Below are 16,796 nucleotides of genomic sequence, written 5' to 3' on the forward strand. Positions count from 1 at the left end.
GCAGGCGAATGCTACGAGTTGGCCGGTTCGGAACTGTGCGCCAGGACGACGTCATCCGCGGTGCTGGCCGCGGAGGGGAACAATACGAGGAGGAGGCCCAGGCCTACCGCCGCACCGACCAGCTGCGCTACCACGAAGCCGGGAACGGACGCCGGGGCGATGCCCGCGAACGTGTCACTGAAGATGCGGCCCACCGTCACGGCCGGGTTCGCGAACGAGGTCGAGGACGTGAACCAGTACGCGGCGCCGATGTAAGCGCCCACCGCCGGCGCGGCGAGAACGCCGCGCTTGGTGGCGGACAGGGCGAAGATCAGCAGAACGAGACCTGCGGTGGCGACAACCTCGCCCAGCATGTGACCTGTGGTTGCGCGCTCCTTGGTGGAGATGGAGGATCCCACCTCAAACATGGCGTTCGCGACCACGCTGCCACTGACCGCACCCACTGTCTGCGCAACGATGTACGTGGCAAGTTCCGGCAGGGTCAGTCCGGTGCCGCTGCGTCGGCCCAGGATCCAGTCGGCGAGGGAAACCACGGGATTGAAATGCGCGCCGCTCACGGGCCCGAGCACCAGGATCAGCACCGTCAGTCCCAATACCGTGGCGGTGCTGTTCTGGAGCAGCTGCAGGCCAACGTCATTGGGGGACAGCTGCTGGGCAGCGATCCCGGAGCCGACGACGATCGTCACGAGCAGGCTGGTGCCGAGCAGTTCGGCCACGGCACGGCGCCACGGCGCCGGTTGTTGAGAAGTCATACCAACAGCTTGACTCAAGATATTTACTCAGTCAAAATTGATTCAATGAATACTGACCCAGTTGAAGTCTTTCGGGCGCGGGTCGCCAAGCACGCGGCCCTCGCGGATCCTGCGCGGCTGCGAATCGTGGACCTGTTGACCCTGGGGGACCTTTCCCCCACGGAGCTGCAGGCCGAACTCGGGATGCCGTCAAACCTGCTCTCCCACCATCTGCGCACGCTGGAAGGCGCGGGCCTGGTGACCCGCCACCGTTCGGAGGCGGATAAGCGCCGCAGCTACATCCGACTTGCTCCCGGCGCCCTGGAAGGTCTGGTGCCCGGGGCTGAACACGGAGCCCGCCGCGTCCTCTTCGTCTGCACCCGGAACAGCGCCCGGTCCCAGCTGGCCGTCGCACTCTGGAACCAGGTCAGTGAAATCCCCTCGACCTCCGCAGGCACGCACCCCGCGGACCGCATCGCCCCGGGCACCATTGACGTCGCCCGCCGCCACGGTGTCGCTCTCGCGGATCTTCCCCCGCGGCGGCTGGATGAGGTGGCGCACGATGAAGACTTCGTCGTGACCGTGTGCGACAACGCCCACGAGGAAATCCCCAACCTGGGAGGGATCCACTGGTCCGTTCCGGATCCGCTCCGACTGAACACCGAGGACGCCTTCGAAGGCGCCTTCACTGACATCGCCCGCCGCATCAGCGACCTCGTACCGCGTCTTCACGCGGCCTAAAACCAAAACCCGCCAATATTGACAAGTATCGATTTATTGCTCGATACTGAATGCATCGACAATGATCAATGTCTTGTCAGTAAGGTGCGGGGGCAACGACCTCATCACAACCGATCCACACCTAACTGATTTTCAGGAGAAACCCGTGAGTACCGAAACCGCCAAGAAGCCCTCTGTCCTCTTCGTTTGCGTCCACAACGCCGGCCGCTCCCAGATGGCCGCCGCGTTCCTCACCACCCTGTCAGAAGGCGCCATCGAGGTCCGCTCGGCCGGTTCCGCGCCGGCGGACAAGGTCAACCCGGCCGCCGTCGAGGCCATGGCCGAACTCGGCATCGACATGTCCGCCGAAATCCCCAAGGTCCTCACCACCGAGGCCGTGAAGGAATCCGACGTCGTCATCACCATGGGCTGCGGCGACACCTGCCCGATCTTCCCGGGCAAGCGCTATGAGGACTGGGAACTCGAGGATCCGGCCGGCCAGGGCGTCGAATCCGTCCGCCCGATCCGCGACGACATCAAGGCCCGCATCGAATACCTGATCGCATCCCTCACCCCCGCCGGAAAGTAGAAGCAGCCATGCCGAAGCAACTCGTCATTATCGGATCCGGCCCCGCCGGCTACACCGCGGCGATCTACGCCGCCCGCGCCGGGCTCAAGCCCCTCGTCGTCGCCGGGGCGGTCACCGCGGGAGGTGCCCTGATGAACACCACCGAGGTGGAAAATTTCCCCGGCTTTCCCGCCGGCGTCCAGGGCCCCGAGCTGATGGACGGCCTCCAGCAGCAGGCCGAACGCTTCGGTGCGGAGATTATCTTTGACGATGTCACCGAAGTCGACCTTGCCGGCCACATCAAGCGCGTGACCACCGCCGGCAGGGAGACGTTCGAGGCCAAGGCCGTAATCCTCGCCACCGGCTCCGCCTACAAGGAACTCGGCCTGCCGGAGGAGAAGAAGTTCAGCGGCCACGGCGTCTCCTGGTGCGCCACCTGCGACGGGTTCTTCTTCCGCGAACAGGACATCATCGTCGTCGGCGGTGGAGACTCGGCCATGGAGGAGGCCACCTTCCTAACCAGGTTCGGCAAGTCCGTCACCGTCGTGGTCCGCAAGGGCGAGCTCCGCGCCTCCCGGATCATGGCCCAGCGCGCCAAGGACAACCCCAAGATCCGCTTCGCCTGGAACTCCGCCATCACCGCCATCCACGGGGACGCCAAGGTCACCGGCGTCACCCTGACCGACACCCGCACCGGCGAAACCCGCGAACAGGCCGCCACCGGCATCTTCGTCGCGATCGGCCACCTCCCGCGCACCGAACTGCTCACCGGCCAGGTCGACCTCGACGCCGAGGGCTACATCAAAGTGGATTCACCCACGACCGTCACCAACCTCAGCGGGGTCTTCGCGTGCGGGGACGCCGTGGACCACCGCTACCGCCAGGCCATCACCGCAGCCGGCACCGGCTGCGCCGCCGCCCTCGACGCCGAACGCTACCTCGCCGCGTTAGAGGACGCGGACAGCATCGCCACGGCACTGGTGGAAGAACCCATCCACGCCTGACCCCGAACGGAGAGGGGGTGAGCTGAATGAAGACAGGATGCTGCAGTGACTCCGGTTGCTGCGACGACCATCAGGACTGCTGCTAACACCCTCCCGCCTGCCGGTCCCACCAAGGACCGGCAGGTGCCTCCCAACAGAACCGTCAAACCTACGGATGAAACAGAGGACACCATGGATTCAGCGAAGAACCTCCCCGTTGCCATCATCGGCGCCGGCCCCGTCGGCCTCGCAGCCGCAGCGCACCTGATCGAACGCGGCATCGAGCCGCTGATCCTCGAAGCCGGCACCACCGCGGGCGCAGCCATCGAGCAGTGGCGCCACATCCGGTTGTTCTCCCCGTGGCAGTACAACACCGACGCCGCCGCCGTCCGGCTGCTCGACGCCACCGGCTGGGAATCCCCGGAGCCGACGGCGCTGCCCACCGGCGGCGAACTCGTCGACCAGTACCTCACCCCACTCGCCGCGCTCCCAGCGATCGCGTCCCGCCTGCACACCGGCGCCCGCGTCGTGGCAGTGACCCGGCAGGGCATGGACAAAACCCACAGCCGTGACCGCGACACCACACCCTTTGTGGTCCGGGTCGAACACACCGACGGAGAAGTCCGCGACTACCAGGCCGCCGGTGTCATCGACGCCTCCGGCACCTGGTCCGACCGCAACCCGCTCGGAACCTTCGGCCTGCCCGCCCTCGGCGAAGCCGCCGCAGCTGACAGGATTTCCTCACCACTGCCGGACGTCCTGGGACGCGACCGAGGGACGTTCGAGGGCCGCACAGCGCTTGTGGTCGGCGCCGGCCACTCGGCCGCCAACACCCTGATCAACCTCGCCGAGCTCGCAACCCAGGTGCCCGGGACGAAGATCGTCTGGGCGATCCGCGGCGCCTCCGCCGCCAAGGTCTACGGGGGAGGTGACGCCGATGAACTGGCCGCCCGCGGCCAGCTCGGCAACAGGCTCCGCAGCCTCGTCGAGTCGGGCACCGTCGAACTGCATACCGGCTTCGGGATCGCGTCCCTCGCAGCAGCCGACGGCACCGTCACCCTGACCTCCACCGACGGCCGCACCCTCGAGGCCGACGTTGTGGTCCCGGCCACCGGCTTCCGCCTCGACCTGGACATCCTCCGGGAACTCCGGCTGGACCTGGACCCGGCCGTGGAAGCCCCGCGTGAGCTCGGGCCGCTGATCGACCCCGAATTCCACTCCTGCGGCACCGTCGAACCCCACGGCGCCAGGATGCTGGCCCACCCGGAGCAGGACTTCTACATCGTCGGCATGAAGTCCTACGGCCGGGCCCCCACCTTCCTGCTCGCCACCGGCTACGAACAAGTCCGCTCCGTCGCGGCCGCCCTGGCCGGAGACCGTGAAGCCGCCGACACCGTCCAGCTCGAGCTTCCCGAAACCGGCGTCTGCTCCTCGGACATCGGCACCAGCTGCGACGTCCCCGCGGCCGTACCCGCAGGGTTCGTCGCCGAAACCTCCGGCGGCTGCTGTGGAGCGCCCGAACCTGTCCTCCTCGGATTCCCCACCGGCCTGGCCCACGGCCGCTCCGGCGAAAACTGACCGCTGTGCCTGCTTTCGTCCATTGAACACACTGGAGAGCTGACATGACTGACCACCACGAACACGGCCTGGGCCTGCAGGACAACACCGAACTCCTGCACCGGATCAGCGCGCGCCTTACCGACCGGTTCGCCGGCGTGTTTGCCGCGGAGACGGTCGAACGCTACGTCTTCGAGTCCTACACCGCCCTGGCCCGGACCGCGAAGATCAAAACGTACCTGCCCTCCACCACCGAACACTTCGCCAACGACCGACTCAGCGCCCTGGCCAAATCCAAAGGCGCCGTCGCCTCCGAGGTACCGGAGGTGCTGTTTGTCTGCGTACAGAACGCCGGTCGGTCCCAGATGGCAGCGGCACTCCTGACTGTCGAGGCCAAGGGCAGGATCCGCGTCCGGTCCGCCGGCTCCCTGCCGGCTGCCGAACTGGACCCCGCCGTCGTCGCGGCGATGTCCGAAATGGGCCTGGACCTCACTAAGGACTATCCCAAGCCGCTCACCGACGACGTCGTGCGCGCCTCCGATGTGGTGATCACGATGGGCTGCGGCGACTCCTGCCCGATCTACCCTGGCAAACGCTACGAGGACTGGGAGCTTGCAGACCCGGCCGGCCTGCCCGTTGAGGCCGTGCGGATCATCCGCGATGAGATCCACGACCGGGTCAAGGCATTGGCAGCATCACTGCTCACCAACCCCGACGCACACAAGGAAGAATCACACGCATGACCCAGACCACGAAAAAGCCCAGCGTCCTGTTCGTCTGCAGCAAGAACGGCGGGAAGTCCCAGCTCGCCGCCGGACTGATGAACCAGCTCGCCAACGGGACCGTCACGGTGCACTCCGCCGGGACCAAACCCGGTAAATCGCTGAACCCCCAGTCCGTGGACTCCCTGGCAGAACTCGGCATCGACATCACCGGGGAACACCCCAAACCCGTCACCGACGAAGTACTGAACGCCGTCGACGTGGTGATTGTCCTGGGCAACGAGGCAAAAGTCGAAGCCCCCGAGGGCAAGCGGCTGGAGGTCTGGGATACGGACGAACCCTCCGAACGCGGCATCGAAGGCATGGAACGCATGCGCCTGGTCCGGGATGACATCAAGGCCCGGGTCCAGAAGCTGTATGCGGAGCTCACCGGGAACTGACCATGCCCGCGCCCGCTCCCACCCGGATCCTCGCCGCGGAGGGTGCCCCGCGCGGCGGCCTCGCCGCGCTGTGCATCACCCAGACCACCGGGTGGGGCGTGCTCTACTACGCCCTGATCGCGGCGGTCCGCCCCATCAGCGAGGACACCGGCTGGGACCCGACCCTGGTGACGGGCTCCTTTTCCGCCGGGCTGCTGGTCTCCGCAGCGGCCGGCATCCTCGTCGGCGGGATCCTCGACAGGACCGGGCCACGCACGCTAATGATTGGCGGATCCCCCGCCGGAGTGCTGGCTCTGGTCCTGGTGGCGACGGCGCCCAACCTGCCGGCCTGTTGAATCCTTTGCCCGCTGGCACCACCTGCGACGCATTCGGAGCCTCTCCGGGGACGGGAGCCCCACGCGCGGTCCCGTGCACAGCGCGAAGCAGGAAATCACCGAAACCATCAAGTTCCTGACCTGGCTCAAAACCACCCACGGCCGGCCGGTTGCTTCCTGCATCCAGACCGACGTCGATGCCTGGCTGTCCGACGGCCCGACCACCAGGCACGCCATCCGGACCTTCTTCATCTGGGCGGTCAACAACCGGACCTGCACAAACATCACCATCGGCCATCGCCAAGCCAAAACCATGCCGTTGCTTGGTCAGGACCAGCGGCTCGCCATGCTCAAAGCCTGCCTCACCGAGGACGTCGACACCCTGCCCTACCGGGTGGCCGCCACGTTCCTGCTGCTCTACGCCCAGCCCGTCGTGAACATCGCCGCGATGAAAAGCACCGATGTGATCATCACGCCCGACGGCCCGTGCCTTTCCCTCGGCGAAGGCGACCCCGCACCCGTGCCGGAGCCGTTCGCGTCGTTGCTCATGGAACACCTGGCTTCGCGTCCGAACATGCGCACCGGCAGCAGCTCCGGCAGCGAGTGGTTGTTCCCCGGCTATCGCCCCGGCCGGCATATCCACCCCAACACACTCATGCAGCGTCTCCGGGAAGTGGGCATCAACCTTCTAGGCGCACGCAACGCCTCCCTGCGCGGACTCGTCACGGAGGTTCCCGCGCCTCTGGTAGCTGAAATGCTCGGCTACAGCTACCAGGTCACCCAGAAGCATGCCGCCGCAGCGGCGGGACCGTGGTCAAAGTATCCGGCGAAAGCCCATCAAACTGCGGACTCAATAACCGACGGGAGCTCACTGGCATAATGCTTCACGGCTCCCTCATACAGGGGCAGGGTCTTTGCGAGAGCGCTCAGAGCGACCCGGAGAGCGTCACCCGGCCGGCCCGCATCAAACAGGGCAAGCGCGAGAAAGGCTTGGGGCGCATCCCCCACGATCTCACTGACATCCATCTGTCCCAGTATCGTGGCGGCTTCTCCCGCCTCGCCGACGTTCCGAAGAGAGCTTGCCAGCTGGATAAGGGCCCGGGGGCGCCTGGTGTCGTCGAGCCCGAGGTCCAATGCCTGTCGATACAGAGGAATGGCAGCTGACTCACGACCAAGAAAATCATGCACCGAAGCCCACTCATAGACCGCTGCAGCATCATCACTTGGCCGCTCACCGACCAGAGACTTCATCGCTGTCAGCATCGCTTCGTCATCGTCGCTGGCATCAGCCCAAAAGCGCTCAACCCGAATATCCCAATCTTTGACCATTCACCAGAGTCTGCCAGAGACCCTCGAACGAAGTAGACAAGTGTCCGCATCTGGGTGGAAGGTGCCGAATAGTTGCAGATCGAATATGGACGGTTACCAGTAGCCGGCGAACACGCTTGCATCGGCGGTAGCGATTGTCCTGTCTAATATAAGTTGAGGCAGTCGCCGAGGGGATCGAGACCGATGCCGAACTGGAAATGGTCGCCCGCCTCGGCTTGGGAGCGGCGCAGGGCTATCTTCTGCGCCGGCCCTCCGCAACGCAATACCGGAGGACTGGGCCCCGTGGCGGGAAATACGCGCCTCCGGGCGTCGCGGAGCCCGGAACTGCTGTACGAGCCAAGCTAAACCGAAGTTACGCAGGCTGAGACGCCGCGCGGCGTTGCGGAGGCAGTTGCATGCCAGATCGGCGCCGAGGTGGTGGTTGGCTGGTATAGGCAAGCCGGTCCAGGGAGATCGCGAACAGGGCGTCTGGGTCGCTGTCGATCCGTGCTTTCACGTAGGCCGGCCGCGTGTGGTTGACCTAAGCGCTCCTGGAAGGCGATGTCAGGTTCACGAGTGGCGATCTCCGTGGCCCACCGATGGTGGGCAGCTTCCCGCCACCGGGGGTTATTCAGGGATACGTTGTAGCCTGAAGTCGAGCACGAGCCGCCCTCTCACCCTTCCGGCCTCGAGTTGTTCATGAGCTAGCCGGGCATCAGCCGAGGCGAAAACGTCCGCCACGCGCAGTGTCAGGACACGCTCTTCGGCCTGACGAACCAGTTTCTGGAACATCGCCGTCTCTTTGATGGCCGACCCGACGTAGATCTTATGGACGGAGATCTCCCGCTCCGCGGACCCGCCCCACGCGCGGAGGACGGCCAGGTGGCCCCCGTCACGGATTGCACCCACCGCCGCACCGTTAAGGACGGCTCCGTCAATGACGCCGTCCACACCGTCCGGAGCCAGCGCGCGAACGTCTTCAACGAAGGGACCACGGCGCCGAATCAGATGGTCCGCTCCCAAGGAGAGCAGGGATTCCTCGTCGTCGGGGGCGGCGTCAGCAATGACCTTCAGCCCTTCTGCCTTGGCCAGCTGTATCGCGTACCCGCCAACGGCCCCGGAAGCTCCCGAAATGGCGACGGTCTGTCCCGGTTCCAGGTGCATCGCGTCAAGGGCGATCCTGGCCGTTGCGGCATTCATCAACAGCGTTGATGCAGACACAAAGTCGAACCCCTGCGGAGCTGCGACCGCGGATTCAGCGGAGACGACGACCTTCTCCGCATATGCGCCGGCTGGAAAGGGAAGCGTCAGCGCTACGACGGGGTCACCGACCTGCAGCCTCCCGCCGGCGCCCGGACCCAGAGCATCCACTACTCCTGCAACGTCCATTCCCGGGATGAAAGGCGGATGGAGTCCCTGTTCTTTGATGGTCGCCGCGTGCTGTCCATTGCGCAGCATCAGGTCGGTTGGACTTACTGCTGCCGCATATGTGCGGATGCGGATCTCTCCCGGGCCGGGCACGGGTTCGGCAATTTCAAGTTCCTTCAGTTGTTCCGGTCCGCCAAATTTCATGACTCCAATTGCTCTCATGATCGGCCCAACCGGCTACCTCCTGCGGAAATTCCGAAATTTCCGTTCTCAGCCGGGCACTGTTTGTAACAGGATAAGCAGCCTCTGGATGGCCGCGGCTCAGGCGCATATACTCTCAACATGGCCGGCACAACTCTCTTCTGTTTTCATCATGCCGGGGGTACCGAGTGGCAGTTCCGCTCCTGGCCTTCCCGGCTTCACCCATCGGTAACCATCGTCGGCGTTCCTCTCGAATGCCGCACCGGAGACTTTGAGACAATCGAGCAACTGGCCGCCAAGGCCTTCGAGTATCTTTGCGATGCCGACATGTCTATTTCTGCCTTCTACGGACACAGCATGGGAGGCCATGTCGCCTACGAAGTCTGCCGCCTGCTGCTTCAGCACCGGCTGGAGCTTCCGGGCGCTGTCATCCTCGGAGGCTCCCCCGCGCCGGGATCGGTTCCGGACAGTCACGAGGCACTGAGGATCCTGGATGAGTCCGAGCCGTCTCCGTCTGTCCTTCCCGAATATATCGCCGAGAGAACAGCCGCCGGGGTGCAGCGTGCCTGCGCCTACTCCCCTCCACGGGCAGACCTGCCCGTCCAGCTGGACCTCATCGGTGGAACCCATGACAGGCTTGTAAATTTTCGTCGCATGCGGCTCTGGGAGGAATACTGCGGTCCCGCTCCTCGCTACTATCAAGTGGATGGGGGACATCTTTTTCACCGCACCGCACTTGACGATTTCATGGTCGTACTGCGGCAGCTGATTCCCTGCAACGCACCGCGCGTAGGAACCGCTGCAGCTTCCTGACCTTCCAGACCTCAGGGCTAACCCGCGAGGCAGAAATTATGAAAGAGTAGACCACGATGACAGAGTTGATTTTGACACACGCGACGGAGGCGCCCTCCTTCGCGATTCCACGTGATGTTGACGAGTCCGAGGCCCGTCGCCAGAGCCTTGCGAGCTTTCTCCGGGCCAGACGGGAACAGCTCCGCCCGCAGGACGTCGGGTTGCCCAGCAGCAGCCGGCGCCGCACGCCCGGTCTGCGGCGCGAGGAAGTGGCGGTCCTGGCGAACGTCGGAGTTACGTGGTACACGTGGCTGGAACAGGGCCGCGACATCGGAGTGTCTTCTGTCGTCGTGGACGCGATAGGGCAGGCGCTCAGGCTTGAAGGCGGCGATCTGGAGCACCTGTATGAGCTCGCCGGAAAGCAGCAGCCGGTCCGGCGTTCGGCGGCCGCCGAAATCAGGGCCGCTATGGACCGGATCCTCGCCGGGTTCACACAATCCCCCGCCTATGCCGTTGACCGGTACTGGAACGTAGTGGCGACCAACCCGATCTCCGAATACGTCTTTGGCATCAGCGTCGGCTCCAACTGTCTGGAAGAGTTTTTCACCAAGCCCGAGGTTGCAGCCTACTATCCGCATCGCGAGCTTGCGGGCCGGATGATGGCCGCGCAATTCCGCCGCCAGGCGGCCATGTACGCAGGAGACTCGACCTTCGCCATGCTGGCCGACAAAATCGCCGCGGTCTCCCCCGAGTTCAAGGACTACTGGGACAGCCACGTGGTCGGCGTGGAACCCCACGTCGACATAGTCTTTGACCACAAGCAAATGGGCCGCCTCACCCTCGAGTCAGTCGTCCTCAACCCTGTGGGCGGAGACGACCTGCGGGTCTTCCTCTACCTTCCCAAACCCGGTTCCGGCACCGCCGAAGCCCTCGCCCGCGCCAACTGACCGCGGCCGGGCACCGAATCAAAGGAGATCCCCTGGAATCTCAAACCAGTCCCGCCCGGGCCGGTCACGACCGCTGGAACGCTCCGGCACGCCGCCGCAGCCTCACCATCGGCGACCTGACCATCACCTACCTGCCGGACGGTTTCGTCCAGCTGAACCCCTATGTCTGGTTCTCTCTTCCCAGCGGCCATGGCGTCTACGCCAACCGGCCTGAGCTGATCGGGAAGGACGGATACCTGACCGGATCCATCGGCTCCTTGCTCGTCACCGGCCCGGACCTGGCCGTCATGATCGACGCAGGTTACGGCCCCAGGGATCTTCCGGCCGCCCGCTCCCACCCGGCGTTGGGAGCTATGCACGGCGGCGCCCTCGCGGCCGACCCTTCCCTGCCCGAACGACTCGACGCCGCGGTCTTCACCCACCTGCATGATGATCACACCGGATGGCTTGGTGCCGACGGGGCACCGGGAGAGCTCCTGCGCGGCACAACCCTCCTGGCCTCAGAAAGGGAGCTGCACAGCAACGGGCTAGCCGCAGAACCCGGGTGGAAGGCGGCCCAGAACGGTGCCGAGATCCTGCCCGGGATCACCGCCATCGCCACTCCGGGACACACCTTGGGACACATGTCTTATCTCATTGAGTCCCGCGGAGAGAGTCTGCTGTGCTTTGGAGACGTTATGCACTGCCCCATCCAGGTCTCACAGCCAGCCCTGAACTCCTGCTTCGAAGCAGATCCGTCTGCTTCGAAGCAGTCGCGGATCAGCACCCTCGACCTGCTGGCCGACACCGGCACGATCGGTGCGGGCATGCACTTCGGCGATGTGGTCTTCGGCCGGGTCGTTACCGGGGCCAGCGGTGACAGAACGTGGCAGCCCGTCGGCTAAGGCTGGTGCCCCCTGTACCACCATAAGCGAACTCTGGATGGGGTGTTGGGGAGGCCGCAGGCTGGAAGCATGCCAACGACAACATCCAGACCCGCACCTTCACTGACAGGCCGCCAGCGGCTGATTCTCACCCTGCTGCTCGGCGCGCAATTCATGTTCGCCCTCGATTTCTCGATCGTCACCGTCGCCCTTCCCGCCATGGGCCGGGACCTCGGTATCGCAGACGGTGACCTGCAATGGATCATCACCCTCTTCGCCCTCTCAGCCGCAGGCCTGGTCCTGCTCATGGGGCGGATCGGCGACTACTACGGCCGCAAGAAAATGTTCCTCATGGGCATGGTCATCCTGACTGCGGCCTCAGCCGTCGGCGGACTGGCCACCGACCCGTCAGTCCTCTTCGCCGCCCGCGTCGGCCAGGGCCTCGCCACTGCCATTACGATGCCCGCAGCCCTGTCACTGCTAACCACGTCCTTCGAGGAAGGTTCACTCAGGAACAAAGCGCTGGGCCTGAACGGTGCCCTGCTCTCACTGGGCTTCGCCGTCGGTGCAGTTCTCGGCGGCGTCCTGACCGACCTCTTCGGCTGGCGATTCACCTTCTTCATCAACGTCCCGGTAGGGGTCGCCATCGTCGCCCTCGCACCCTTCATCATCAAGGACATTTCAGCCCGCGTGCAGCAGAAGCTTGACGTCCCCGGCGCGATCACCCTCACGCTCGGTTTGCTCGCCCTCGTCCTGGGAGTCACCTCGGTTGAGCGCGAAGGCTGGGGGTCCTCCACCACCCTGGGGCTGCTGGGACTAGCCGTCATCGCCTTCATCGCCTTCTGGAACATCGAAGCCCGTTCATCGCACCCGCTGGCGGCCGTCACCATTCTCAAGCGGCGCTCCGTATCCTTGGGAAACCTGGGCGGACTCGTCACCTTCGCCATGGAAAGCGGCAAGGTCTTCCTGCTGACCATCTACCTGCAGCGGGTCCTGGAATCATCCGCCCTCTCAACAGGACTCGCCTTCGGTGTCCTCGGCGCCGGAGCCTTCACCGGCGGCCTGGCCGCGGCCAACATCATCAACAGGATCGGTGCCAAGTCGACGCTGGTCCTGGGGCTGACGCTTCAGGGCGCCTCCACGCTGAGCTTCCTCCTTCTGGGCATGAACATGGGCATCGGCTTCACCCATATCCTGATCGCCACGGCGATCGGTGGATTCGGCCATGTGCTCGTCATCGTCGCTTACACCGTCGCCGTCACGTCCGGGCTGCCCGACTCAGAACAGGGCCTGGCGACAGGGCTCGCCGGTCAGACCCAGCAGGTAGCCTTCACCATCGGCACTCCCATCGTCAGCGCAATCGCCCTTGCTTTCACAACGGGCAACTACAGCAACCCGGCATCGGCGGAGGCAATCCTTGGCGGCGTGCACTTCGGGCTCCTGGTCAACGCACTCGTCATCCTCGGAGCCGCAGCCGTGATCCTGACCTTCCTTCCCTCTAAGAAAGCCGAACCTGCCGAGCCCGAGCTGGTCCCGGCAGAATCCGTCTGACCCGCACCGAAAGAAAGCCCAATCCCATGAGCCTGACCCTCCCCGACCCGCTCGTCCTGGCCAACGTGGATGACTACCTCGGACCCTCATCCACCCGCTTCTTCGGCAGCGGCTACCGCAAGACAACACCGGCGCTGCGGAAGCTCTCCATCCGGCATGCCCCCGACGGGACAACCCGGATGGAGGCTTGCGGATCTGTGCGGGTCGGGGACCTGTGGTCCGTGAAAGGCTCAACGTCCCAACAGCCGCATCTGGGCACGACCGACGCCATCGTACTGGCGCTGGAGGCCGCCGAATCGCTGCTCGCCAGCCGCTACACGCCCTCCATCCTGCCGGCCGTGTACGTCCGCGAGCTCACTCTTACGGCTGGCACCACACCCATTGAAGACACACTCGATGACTTCCCCGTCGTGGCCACCACAAACGGGCAGTCCAAAGACGGGATCATCCGGGTCAGTGTGGAGATGTCCTCCATGAAGGCCGTCATGTCACTGCACCACCCGCTGTGCGTCGCATCCAAAGCGAACCTCCGTACCGAGAACCCCGTCGCCCTCGTCGGCGACGCGGCCCTGCGCGTCTACGGTGACATCTACAAGTCACGCCAAGCCAACATCCGCGACATCACCATTGACCCCTCACGATTAGCCGGTCACGCCACAGTCTCCGTGGCGCAAGCCGCATCCGACGTGCAGAAATCGATCGGCCTGGAAGGGGCCTACCAGCCGGGACTCTCCCTGCTGGAGGGCTTCGTTACTACCCTGCAGCTTGGACAGGTCCTGCTCTACGAGCTGGACAGCCTGTCCCGCGCGGACAGCAACACCCTGTGGATGCGCCGGACCGTCGTGAAAGCCTCGGCGCCGCCGTCGAGCATCCTCCCAGAAGTTTCGCTCGACGTACGTCTTCGCCGGCCCAGAACCCTGCCACTCAACGACGGCAACTGGCGCTGCGCGGACATTGTCGGTCGGATCGGCAACCATCTCGAAATCACCTGCGACGTGGCGCACCGACTCCCCTAGTGAATACCGAGCACGACCTTCCTTCGCATCTAACTGAAAGACACACAATGAAACTCGCTATTTCCGGCACTTACTCCTCCGGTAAGACCTTCACCACAATGGCACTGGCCCACCTGACCGGCATGCCGCGCAGCGCCGCCAAGACGATGCGCGAACTGCTCCCCATCTCCGTCCCGGGCAAGACCCTTGAGGAATGCACCGCAGCCGAGATCCTCATGCTGATCACCCGCCGCAACACTGAGCGTGCCGTGAACGAATCCCACCTTGGGGACACCTTCATCTCCGACGGCTCATCCTTGCACGAATGGATCTACGGCACGGTCCGGGTCCTCGTGGGCATCAACCCCAACGATTCCGTCGATCTGGACACCGTCGAGATGACCGGTGAGCTCAGCTTCTTCGAAGAGGTCATCAGCGCGCTGGGGGTTCCAGCCAAACAGCACGCGCTGGCCAACTACGACGCGTTCGTCCACCTGCCCATCGAGTTCCCGCTCGTCGCCGATGGCCACCGTCCCGTGAACGAGAAGTTCCGTTCCCTGGCCGACCAGATGATCCAGGACGAAATCACCAAGCTGGGCATTCCGAATGTCACCATCGGCGGCTCCATCCCGGAACGGCTCGAGGGAATCACCGCGCACTACAACCTGCCCCGGGTCATGAGCATCGAGGAAGCCATCAGCAAGGCGCAGCAAGAATACGATGCCCTGGATGTCCGCAACGAACAGGAACGCGAACTTGCCACGGCCCACTAGGCAGCGGCCCCCTGCGGTTGTACTTCAGGGCCTGGGCGGCTACGTTCCGGCCGGAGAAGTGACCAATCTGGAACTGGAGGGCAGGCTCGACACCTCGGATGAATGGATCCGGACGCGGACCGGCATCCGCTCCCGGCGTTTCGTCGGGCCCGAACAAGCCACAAGTGACATGGCCACGGAAGCCGGACGGCGGGCGCTTGAATCCGCAGGGAACCCGGAAATCGACCTGGTCATCCTTGCCACTACCACCCCTGACCACCCTTGTCCGGCGACCGCGCCGGCGGTGGCCCACCGGCTCGGGCTCGGAACGGTGGCCGCGTTCGACCTGGCCGCTGTCTGCTCCGGCTTCATCTACGCGCTGGCCCAGGCCAATGCGGCGGTACTCTCAGGACAGCACAGGTGCGTCCTGATCATCGGTGCCGACACGTTCAGCACTATCATCAACCCGCAGGACCGTAACACCGCCATCATCTTCGGGGACGGCGCCGGCGCAGTGGTCGTCGGCGCCGGCGAGGCTGGCCAGCCGGGGCAGCTTTCCTCCTTCGACCTGCACTCGGACGGCAGCTGCCAGGACCTCATCAAGATTAATGCAGGGGGGTCCCGGATGCCGGCCCACGCGGGCACCCAGGATGCCGACCGGTACTTCGCCATGCAGGGCAAAGAGGTGTTCATTCAGGCCGTGAGCTCCATGGCCGACTCCTCCCGGGCTGCACTGAACGAAAGCAGGTGGGAGACGGCAGACGTGGACTGGCTCGTAGCCCACCAGGCAAACCAGCGCATCCTGAACCGCGTCGCCGGCGTCCTCGGAATCTCCCCCGAACGCGCGGTCATCCATCTGGACAGGGTCGGGAACACCTCAGCGGCGTCCATCCCGCTGGCCCTGGCCGATCACGCAGCCCGGTTCTCCGGCGGAGACAAGCTGCTGCTGACCGCCTTCGGCGGCGGCACCACCTGGGGCGCCGCGACCCTGACCTGGCCAGACATCACGGTCACTGATCCACAGCAAGAACTCATCGAAAGGACGACACCATGTCCCAGCCTTCAGCCCTCGTAAGCGCCGAGGAACTCATCGAGACGATCCGTGCCACAGCACCTGAGATCGTTGACGATGCAACCACCCAAACGACCTTTGACCAGATGGAGGTCGATTCGCTCTCCCTGGTCGAGATCGCCGTCATGATCAGCGAAAAGTACGGATTCACAGTTCATGACTGGGAGATTGCACAGGCCGGGTCGTTCCCTGAACTGGCCAGTCTGGTCAACGGCCGCCGCGTGCTCGAGGAAACGCCCTGACCGGCAAAACCGCAGCGGCTTACTTCGACGTAGACGGCACACTAACCCCGCTGACCACTATGTTCGAGCTGCTGCTTTTCGACGCACGCTCGTCCGGTCGGCTCGATGACGGCAAGTCCTTTCTCGCCCGGCTCCGGCAGCTAAGGGCCGCCGGTGCCCCGAGGGAGGCAACCAACCGTGAATACTTCCGCTGGTGGGCCGGCCGGGACGTTGCCGAAGTCTCAGAGGTCGGCCGCAGCTGGTTTGAACAGGCCCTCCAGGAGTACGGTCCCCAGATCATCTTCGATGGCATGCACCACATTTTGCGGGAACACCGGAGGCAGAACCGCGCCATAGTCCTGGTAAGTGGGTCCTTCGCACCTGCGCTGTCACAATTGGCTGCCCACATAAGGGCGGACGATGTCCTGTCCAGCGAACCTGTCCTGGAGCAGGGCCGGTATACGGGGAGCATCACAACTCCCATGATCGGACAAGGCAAGGCGGCCGCAGTTGCCGCCCATGCCTCCCGCCACCAACTCAAACTCCAAGACTCGCACAGCTACGGGGACGACATTTCAGATGTCCAGTTCATGGAGCTGACCGGACACAGAGTATTCGTGAACAGTTCCGATCCCGAACTGACTGCGCTCTCCGGCCTGCCCGGATGGTCCCTGATAAACGCCTCCTGACC

The 16,796-nt window shown here is 64.7% G+C and carries 20 protein-coding genes; 17 read left to right on the plus strand and 3 right to left on the minus strand.

What is annotated here, in order from left to right; translation table 11 throughout:
- Positions 1 to 11: 11 nt before the first annotated feature.
- Positions 12 to 752 (minus strand): aquaporin, encoded by a 741-nt coding sequence (locus ACZYZE_RS17390; protein ID WP_463909185.1) that lies wholly within the window; start codon positions 750 to 752, stop codon positions 12 to 14.
- A 45-nt stretch (positions 753 to 797) separates the two neighbouring features.
- On the opposite strand from ACZYZE_RS17390, the gene ACZYZE_RS17395 reads away from it, so the two are divergent.
- The 8 genes from ACZYZE_RS17395 to ACZYZE_RS17430 all read left to right on the plus strand — a co-directional run bounded on the left by ACZYZE_RS17395 (position 798) and on the right by ACZYZE_RS17430 (position 6,915).
- The gene (locus ACZYZE_RS17395) at positions 798 to 1,472 is read left to right on the plus strand and encodes a metalloregulator ArsR/SmtB family transcription factor (RefSeq protein ID WP_463909187.1); all 675 of its coding nucleotides are present in this window, start codon (positions 798 to 800) and stop codon (positions 1,470 to 1,472) included.
- A 145-nt stretch (positions 1,473 to 1,617) separates the two neighbouring features.
- Positions 1,618 to 2,040 (plus strand): arsenate reductase ArsC, encoded by a 423-nt coding sequence (locus ACZYZE_RS17400; protein ID WP_463909189.1) that lies wholly within the window; start codon positions 1,618 to 1,620, stop codon positions 2,038 to 2,040.
- An 8-nt stretch (positions 2,041 to 2,048) separates the two neighbouring features.
- The gene (trxB, locus tag ACZYZE_RS17405; protein ID WP_463909191.1) at positions 2,049 to 3,023 is read left to right on the plus strand and encodes a thioredoxin-disulfide reductase; all 975 of its coding nucleotides are present in this window, start codon (positions 2,049 to 2,051) and stop codon (positions 3,021 to 3,023) included.
- A gap of 171 nt (positions 3,024 to 3,194) precedes the next feature.
- Entirely contained in the window at positions 3,195 to 4,580 is a 1,386-nt protein-coding gene (locus ACZYZE_RS17410) for an NAD(P)-binding domain-containing protein (protein ID WP_463909285.1), read from the plus strand.
- Between the two features lie 44 nt (positions 4,581 to 4,624).
- On the plus strand, positions 4,625 to 5,302 hold the full coding sequence (locus ACZYZE_RS17415; protein ID WP_463909194.1) for an arsenate reductase ArsC: 678 nt from the start codon (positions 4,625 to 4,627) through the stop codon (positions 5,300 to 5,302).
- Positions 5,299 to 5,721 carry an arsenate-mycothiol transferase ArsC gene (locus ACZYZE_RS17420; protein WP_463909196.1) on the plus strand — a complete coding sequence of 141 codons (423 nt, stop codon included), beginning with the start codon at positions 5,299 to 5,301 and terminating at the stop codon, positions 5,719 to 5,721. The genes ACZYZE_RS17415 and ACZYZE_RS17420 overlap by 4 nt, the downstream gene beginning before the upstream one ends.
- Before the next feature lie 2 nt (positions 5,722 to 5,723).
- Positions 5,724 to 6,056: an MFS transporter gene (locus tag ACZYZE_RS17425; RefSeq protein WP_463909198.1), complete on the plus strand. Its 333-nt coding sequence runs from the start codon at positions 5,724 to 5,726 to the stop codon at positions 6,054 to 6,056.
- Positions 6,057 to 6,129: 73 nt separating this feature from the next.
- Positions 6,130 to 6,915, plus strand: coding sequence for a site-specific integrase (locus tag ACZYZE_RS17430; RefSeq protein ID WP_463909200.1), 786 nt, complete (start codon positions 6,130 to 6,132; stop codon positions 6,913 to 6,915).
- Here the strand turns inward: ACZYZE_RS17430 and ACZYZE_RS17435 are convergent.
- Both ACZYZE_RS17435 and ACZYZE_RS17440 read right to left on the minus strand, forming a co-directional pair.
- Entirely contained in the window at positions 6,873 to 7,364 is a 492-nt protein-coding gene (locus ACZYZE_RS17435; protein ID WP_463909201.1) for a tetratricopeptide repeat protein, read from the minus strand. The genes ACZYZE_RS17430 and ACZYZE_RS17435 overlap by 43 nt on opposite strands.
- 606 nt (positions 7,365 to 7,970) lie before the next feature.
- A complete protein-coding gene (locus ACZYZE_RS17440; RefSeq protein WP_463909203.1) occupies positions 7,971 to 8,915 on the minus strand; it encodes an NADP-dependent oxidoreductase in 945 nt (314 codons plus the stop codon).
- Between the two features lie 138 nt (positions 8,916 to 9,053).
- On the opposite strand from ACZYZE_RS17440, the gene ACZYZE_RS17445 reads away from it, so the two are divergent.
- The 9 genes from ACZYZE_RS17445 to ACZYZE_RS17485 all read left to right on the plus strand — a co-directional run bounded on the left by ACZYZE_RS17445 (position 9,054) and on the right by ACZYZE_RS17485 (position 16,794).
- Entirely contained in the window at positions 9,054 to 9,725 is a 672-nt protein-coding gene (locus ACZYZE_RS17445) for a thioesterase II family protein (protein ID WP_463909205.1), read from the plus strand.
- A 56-nt stretch (positions 9,726 to 9,781) separates the two neighbouring features.
- On the plus strand, positions 9,782 to 10,651 hold the full coding sequence (locus ACZYZE_RS17450; protein WP_463909207.1) for a helix-turn-helix transcriptional regulator: 870 nt from the start codon (positions 9,782 to 9,784) through the stop codon (positions 10,649 to 10,651).
- Positions 10,652 to 10,908: 257 nt separating this feature from the next.
- Positions 10,909 to 11,535, plus strand: coding sequence for an MBL fold metallo-hydrolase (locus ACZYZE_RS17455; protein ID WP_463909209.1), 627 nt, complete (start codon positions 10,909 to 10,911; stop codon positions 11,533 to 11,535).
- Between the two features lie 69 nt (positions 11,536 to 11,604).
- Positions 11,605 to 13,065, plus strand: a complete 1,461-nt coding sequence (locus tag ACZYZE_RS17460) for an MFS transporter (RefSeq protein ID WP_463909211.1) — start codon at positions 11,605 to 11,607, stop codon at positions 13,063 to 13,065.
- Positions 13,066 to 13,091: 26 nt separating this feature from the next.
- Entirely contained in the window at positions 13,092 to 14,081 is a 990-nt protein-coding gene (locus ACZYZE_RS17465) for an AvrD family protein (protein WP_463909213.1), read from the plus strand.
- Positions 14,082 to 14,128: 47 nt separating this feature from the next.
- On the plus strand, positions 14,129 to 14,833 hold the full coding sequence (locus ACZYZE_RS17470) for an AAA family ATPase (protein ID WP_463909214.1): 705 nt from the start codon (positions 14,129 to 14,131) through the stop codon (positions 14,831 to 14,833).
- Entirely contained in the window at positions 14,790 to 15,887 is a 1,098-nt protein-coding gene (locus ACZYZE_RS17475; protein WP_463909216.1) for a beta-ketoacyl-ACP synthase III, read from the plus strand. The genes ACZYZE_RS17470 and ACZYZE_RS17475 overlap by 44 nt, the downstream gene beginning before the upstream one ends.
- Positions 15,863 to 16,126 carry an acyl carrier protein gene (locus ACZYZE_RS17480; protein WP_463909218.1) on the plus strand — a complete coding sequence of 88 codons (264 nt, stop codon included), beginning with the start codon at positions 15,863 to 15,865 and terminating at the stop codon, positions 16,124 to 16,126. The genes ACZYZE_RS17475 and ACZYZE_RS17480 overlap by 25 nt, the downstream gene beginning before the upstream one ends.
- Entirely contained in the window at positions 16,123 to 16,794 is a 672-nt protein-coding gene (locus ACZYZE_RS17485; RefSeq protein WP_463909287.1) for an HAD family hydrolase, read from the plus strand. The genes ACZYZE_RS17480 and ACZYZE_RS17485 overlap by 4 nt, the downstream gene beginning before the upstream one ends.
- Positions 16,795 to 16,796 lie beyond the last annotated feature (2 nt).

The sequence above is a fragment of the Pseudarthrobacter woesei genome, assembly GCF_055412745.1.

What these genes read in the sequence shown, in the direction of transcription:
- ACZYZE_RS17390 (WP_463909185.1), bottom strand. Translation starts at nt 752, where the DNA reads ATGACTTCTCAACAACCGGCGCCGTGGCGCCGTGCCGTGGCCGAACTG.
- ACZYZE_RS17395 (WP_463909187.1), top strand. Translation starts at nt 798, where the DNA reads ATGAATACTGACCCAGTTGAAGTCTTTCGGGCGCGGGTCGCCAAGCAC.
- trxB (WP_463909191.1), top strand. Translation starts at nt 2,049, where the DNA reads ATGCCGAAGCAACTCGTCATTATCGGATCCGGCCCCGCCGGCTACACC.
- ACZYZE_RS17410 (WP_463909285.1), top strand. Translation starts at nt 3,195, where the DNA reads ATGGATTCAGCGAAGAACCTCCCCGTTGCCATCATCGGCGCCGGCCCC.
- ACZYZE_RS17415 (WP_463909194.1), top strand. Translation starts at nt 4,625, where the DNA reads ATGACTGACCACCACGAACACGGCCTGGGCCTGCAGGACAACACCGAA.
- ACZYZE_RS17420 (WP_463909196.1), top strand. Translation starts at nt 5,299, where the DNA reads ATGACCCAGACCACGAAAAAGCCCAGCGTCCTGTTCGTCTGCAGCAAG.
- ACZYZE_RS17425 (WP_463909198.1), top strand. Translation starts at nt 5,724, where the DNA reads ATGCCCGCGCCCGCTCCCACCCGGATCCTCGCCGCGGAGGGTGCCCCG.
- ACZYZE_RS17435 (WP_463909201.1), bottom strand. Translation starts at nt 7,364, where the DNA reads ATGGTCAAAGATTGGGATATTCGGGTTGAGCGCTTTTGGGCTGATGCC.
- ACZYZE_RS17440 (WP_463909203.1), bottom strand. Translation starts at nt 8,915, where the DNA reads ATGAAATTTGGCGGACCGGAACAACTGAAGGAACTTGAAATTGCCGAA.
- ACZYZE_RS17445 (WP_463909205.1), top strand. Translation starts at nt 9,054, where the DNA reads ATGGCCGGCACAACTCTCTTCTGTTTTCATCATGCCGGGGGTACCGAG.
- ACZYZE_RS17450 (WP_463909207.1), top strand. Translation starts at nt 9,782, where the DNA reads ATGACAGAGTTGATTTTGACACACGCGACGGAGGCGCCCTCCTTCGCG.
- ACZYZE_RS17460 (WP_463909211.1), top strand. Translation starts at nt 11,605, where the DNA reads ATGCCAACGACAACATCCAGACCCGCACCTTCACTGACAGGCCGCCAG.
- ACZYZE_RS17465 (WP_463909213.1), top strand. Translation starts at nt 13,092, where the DNA reads ATGAGCCTGACCCTCCCCGACCCGCTCGTCCTGGCCAACGTGGATGAC.
- ACZYZE_RS17470 (WP_463909214.1), top strand. Translation starts at nt 14,129, where the DNA reads ATGAAACTCGCTATTTCCGGCACTTACTCCTCCGGTAAGACCTTCACC.
- ACZYZE_RS17475 (WP_463909216.1), top strand. Translation starts at nt 14,790, where the DNA reads ATGTCCGCAACGAACAGGAACGCGAACTTGCCACGGCCCACTAGGCAG.
- ACZYZE_RS17480 (WP_463909218.1), top strand. Translation starts at nt 15,863, where the DNA reads ATGTCCCAGCCTTCAGCCCTCGTAAGCGCCGAGGAACTCATCGAGACG.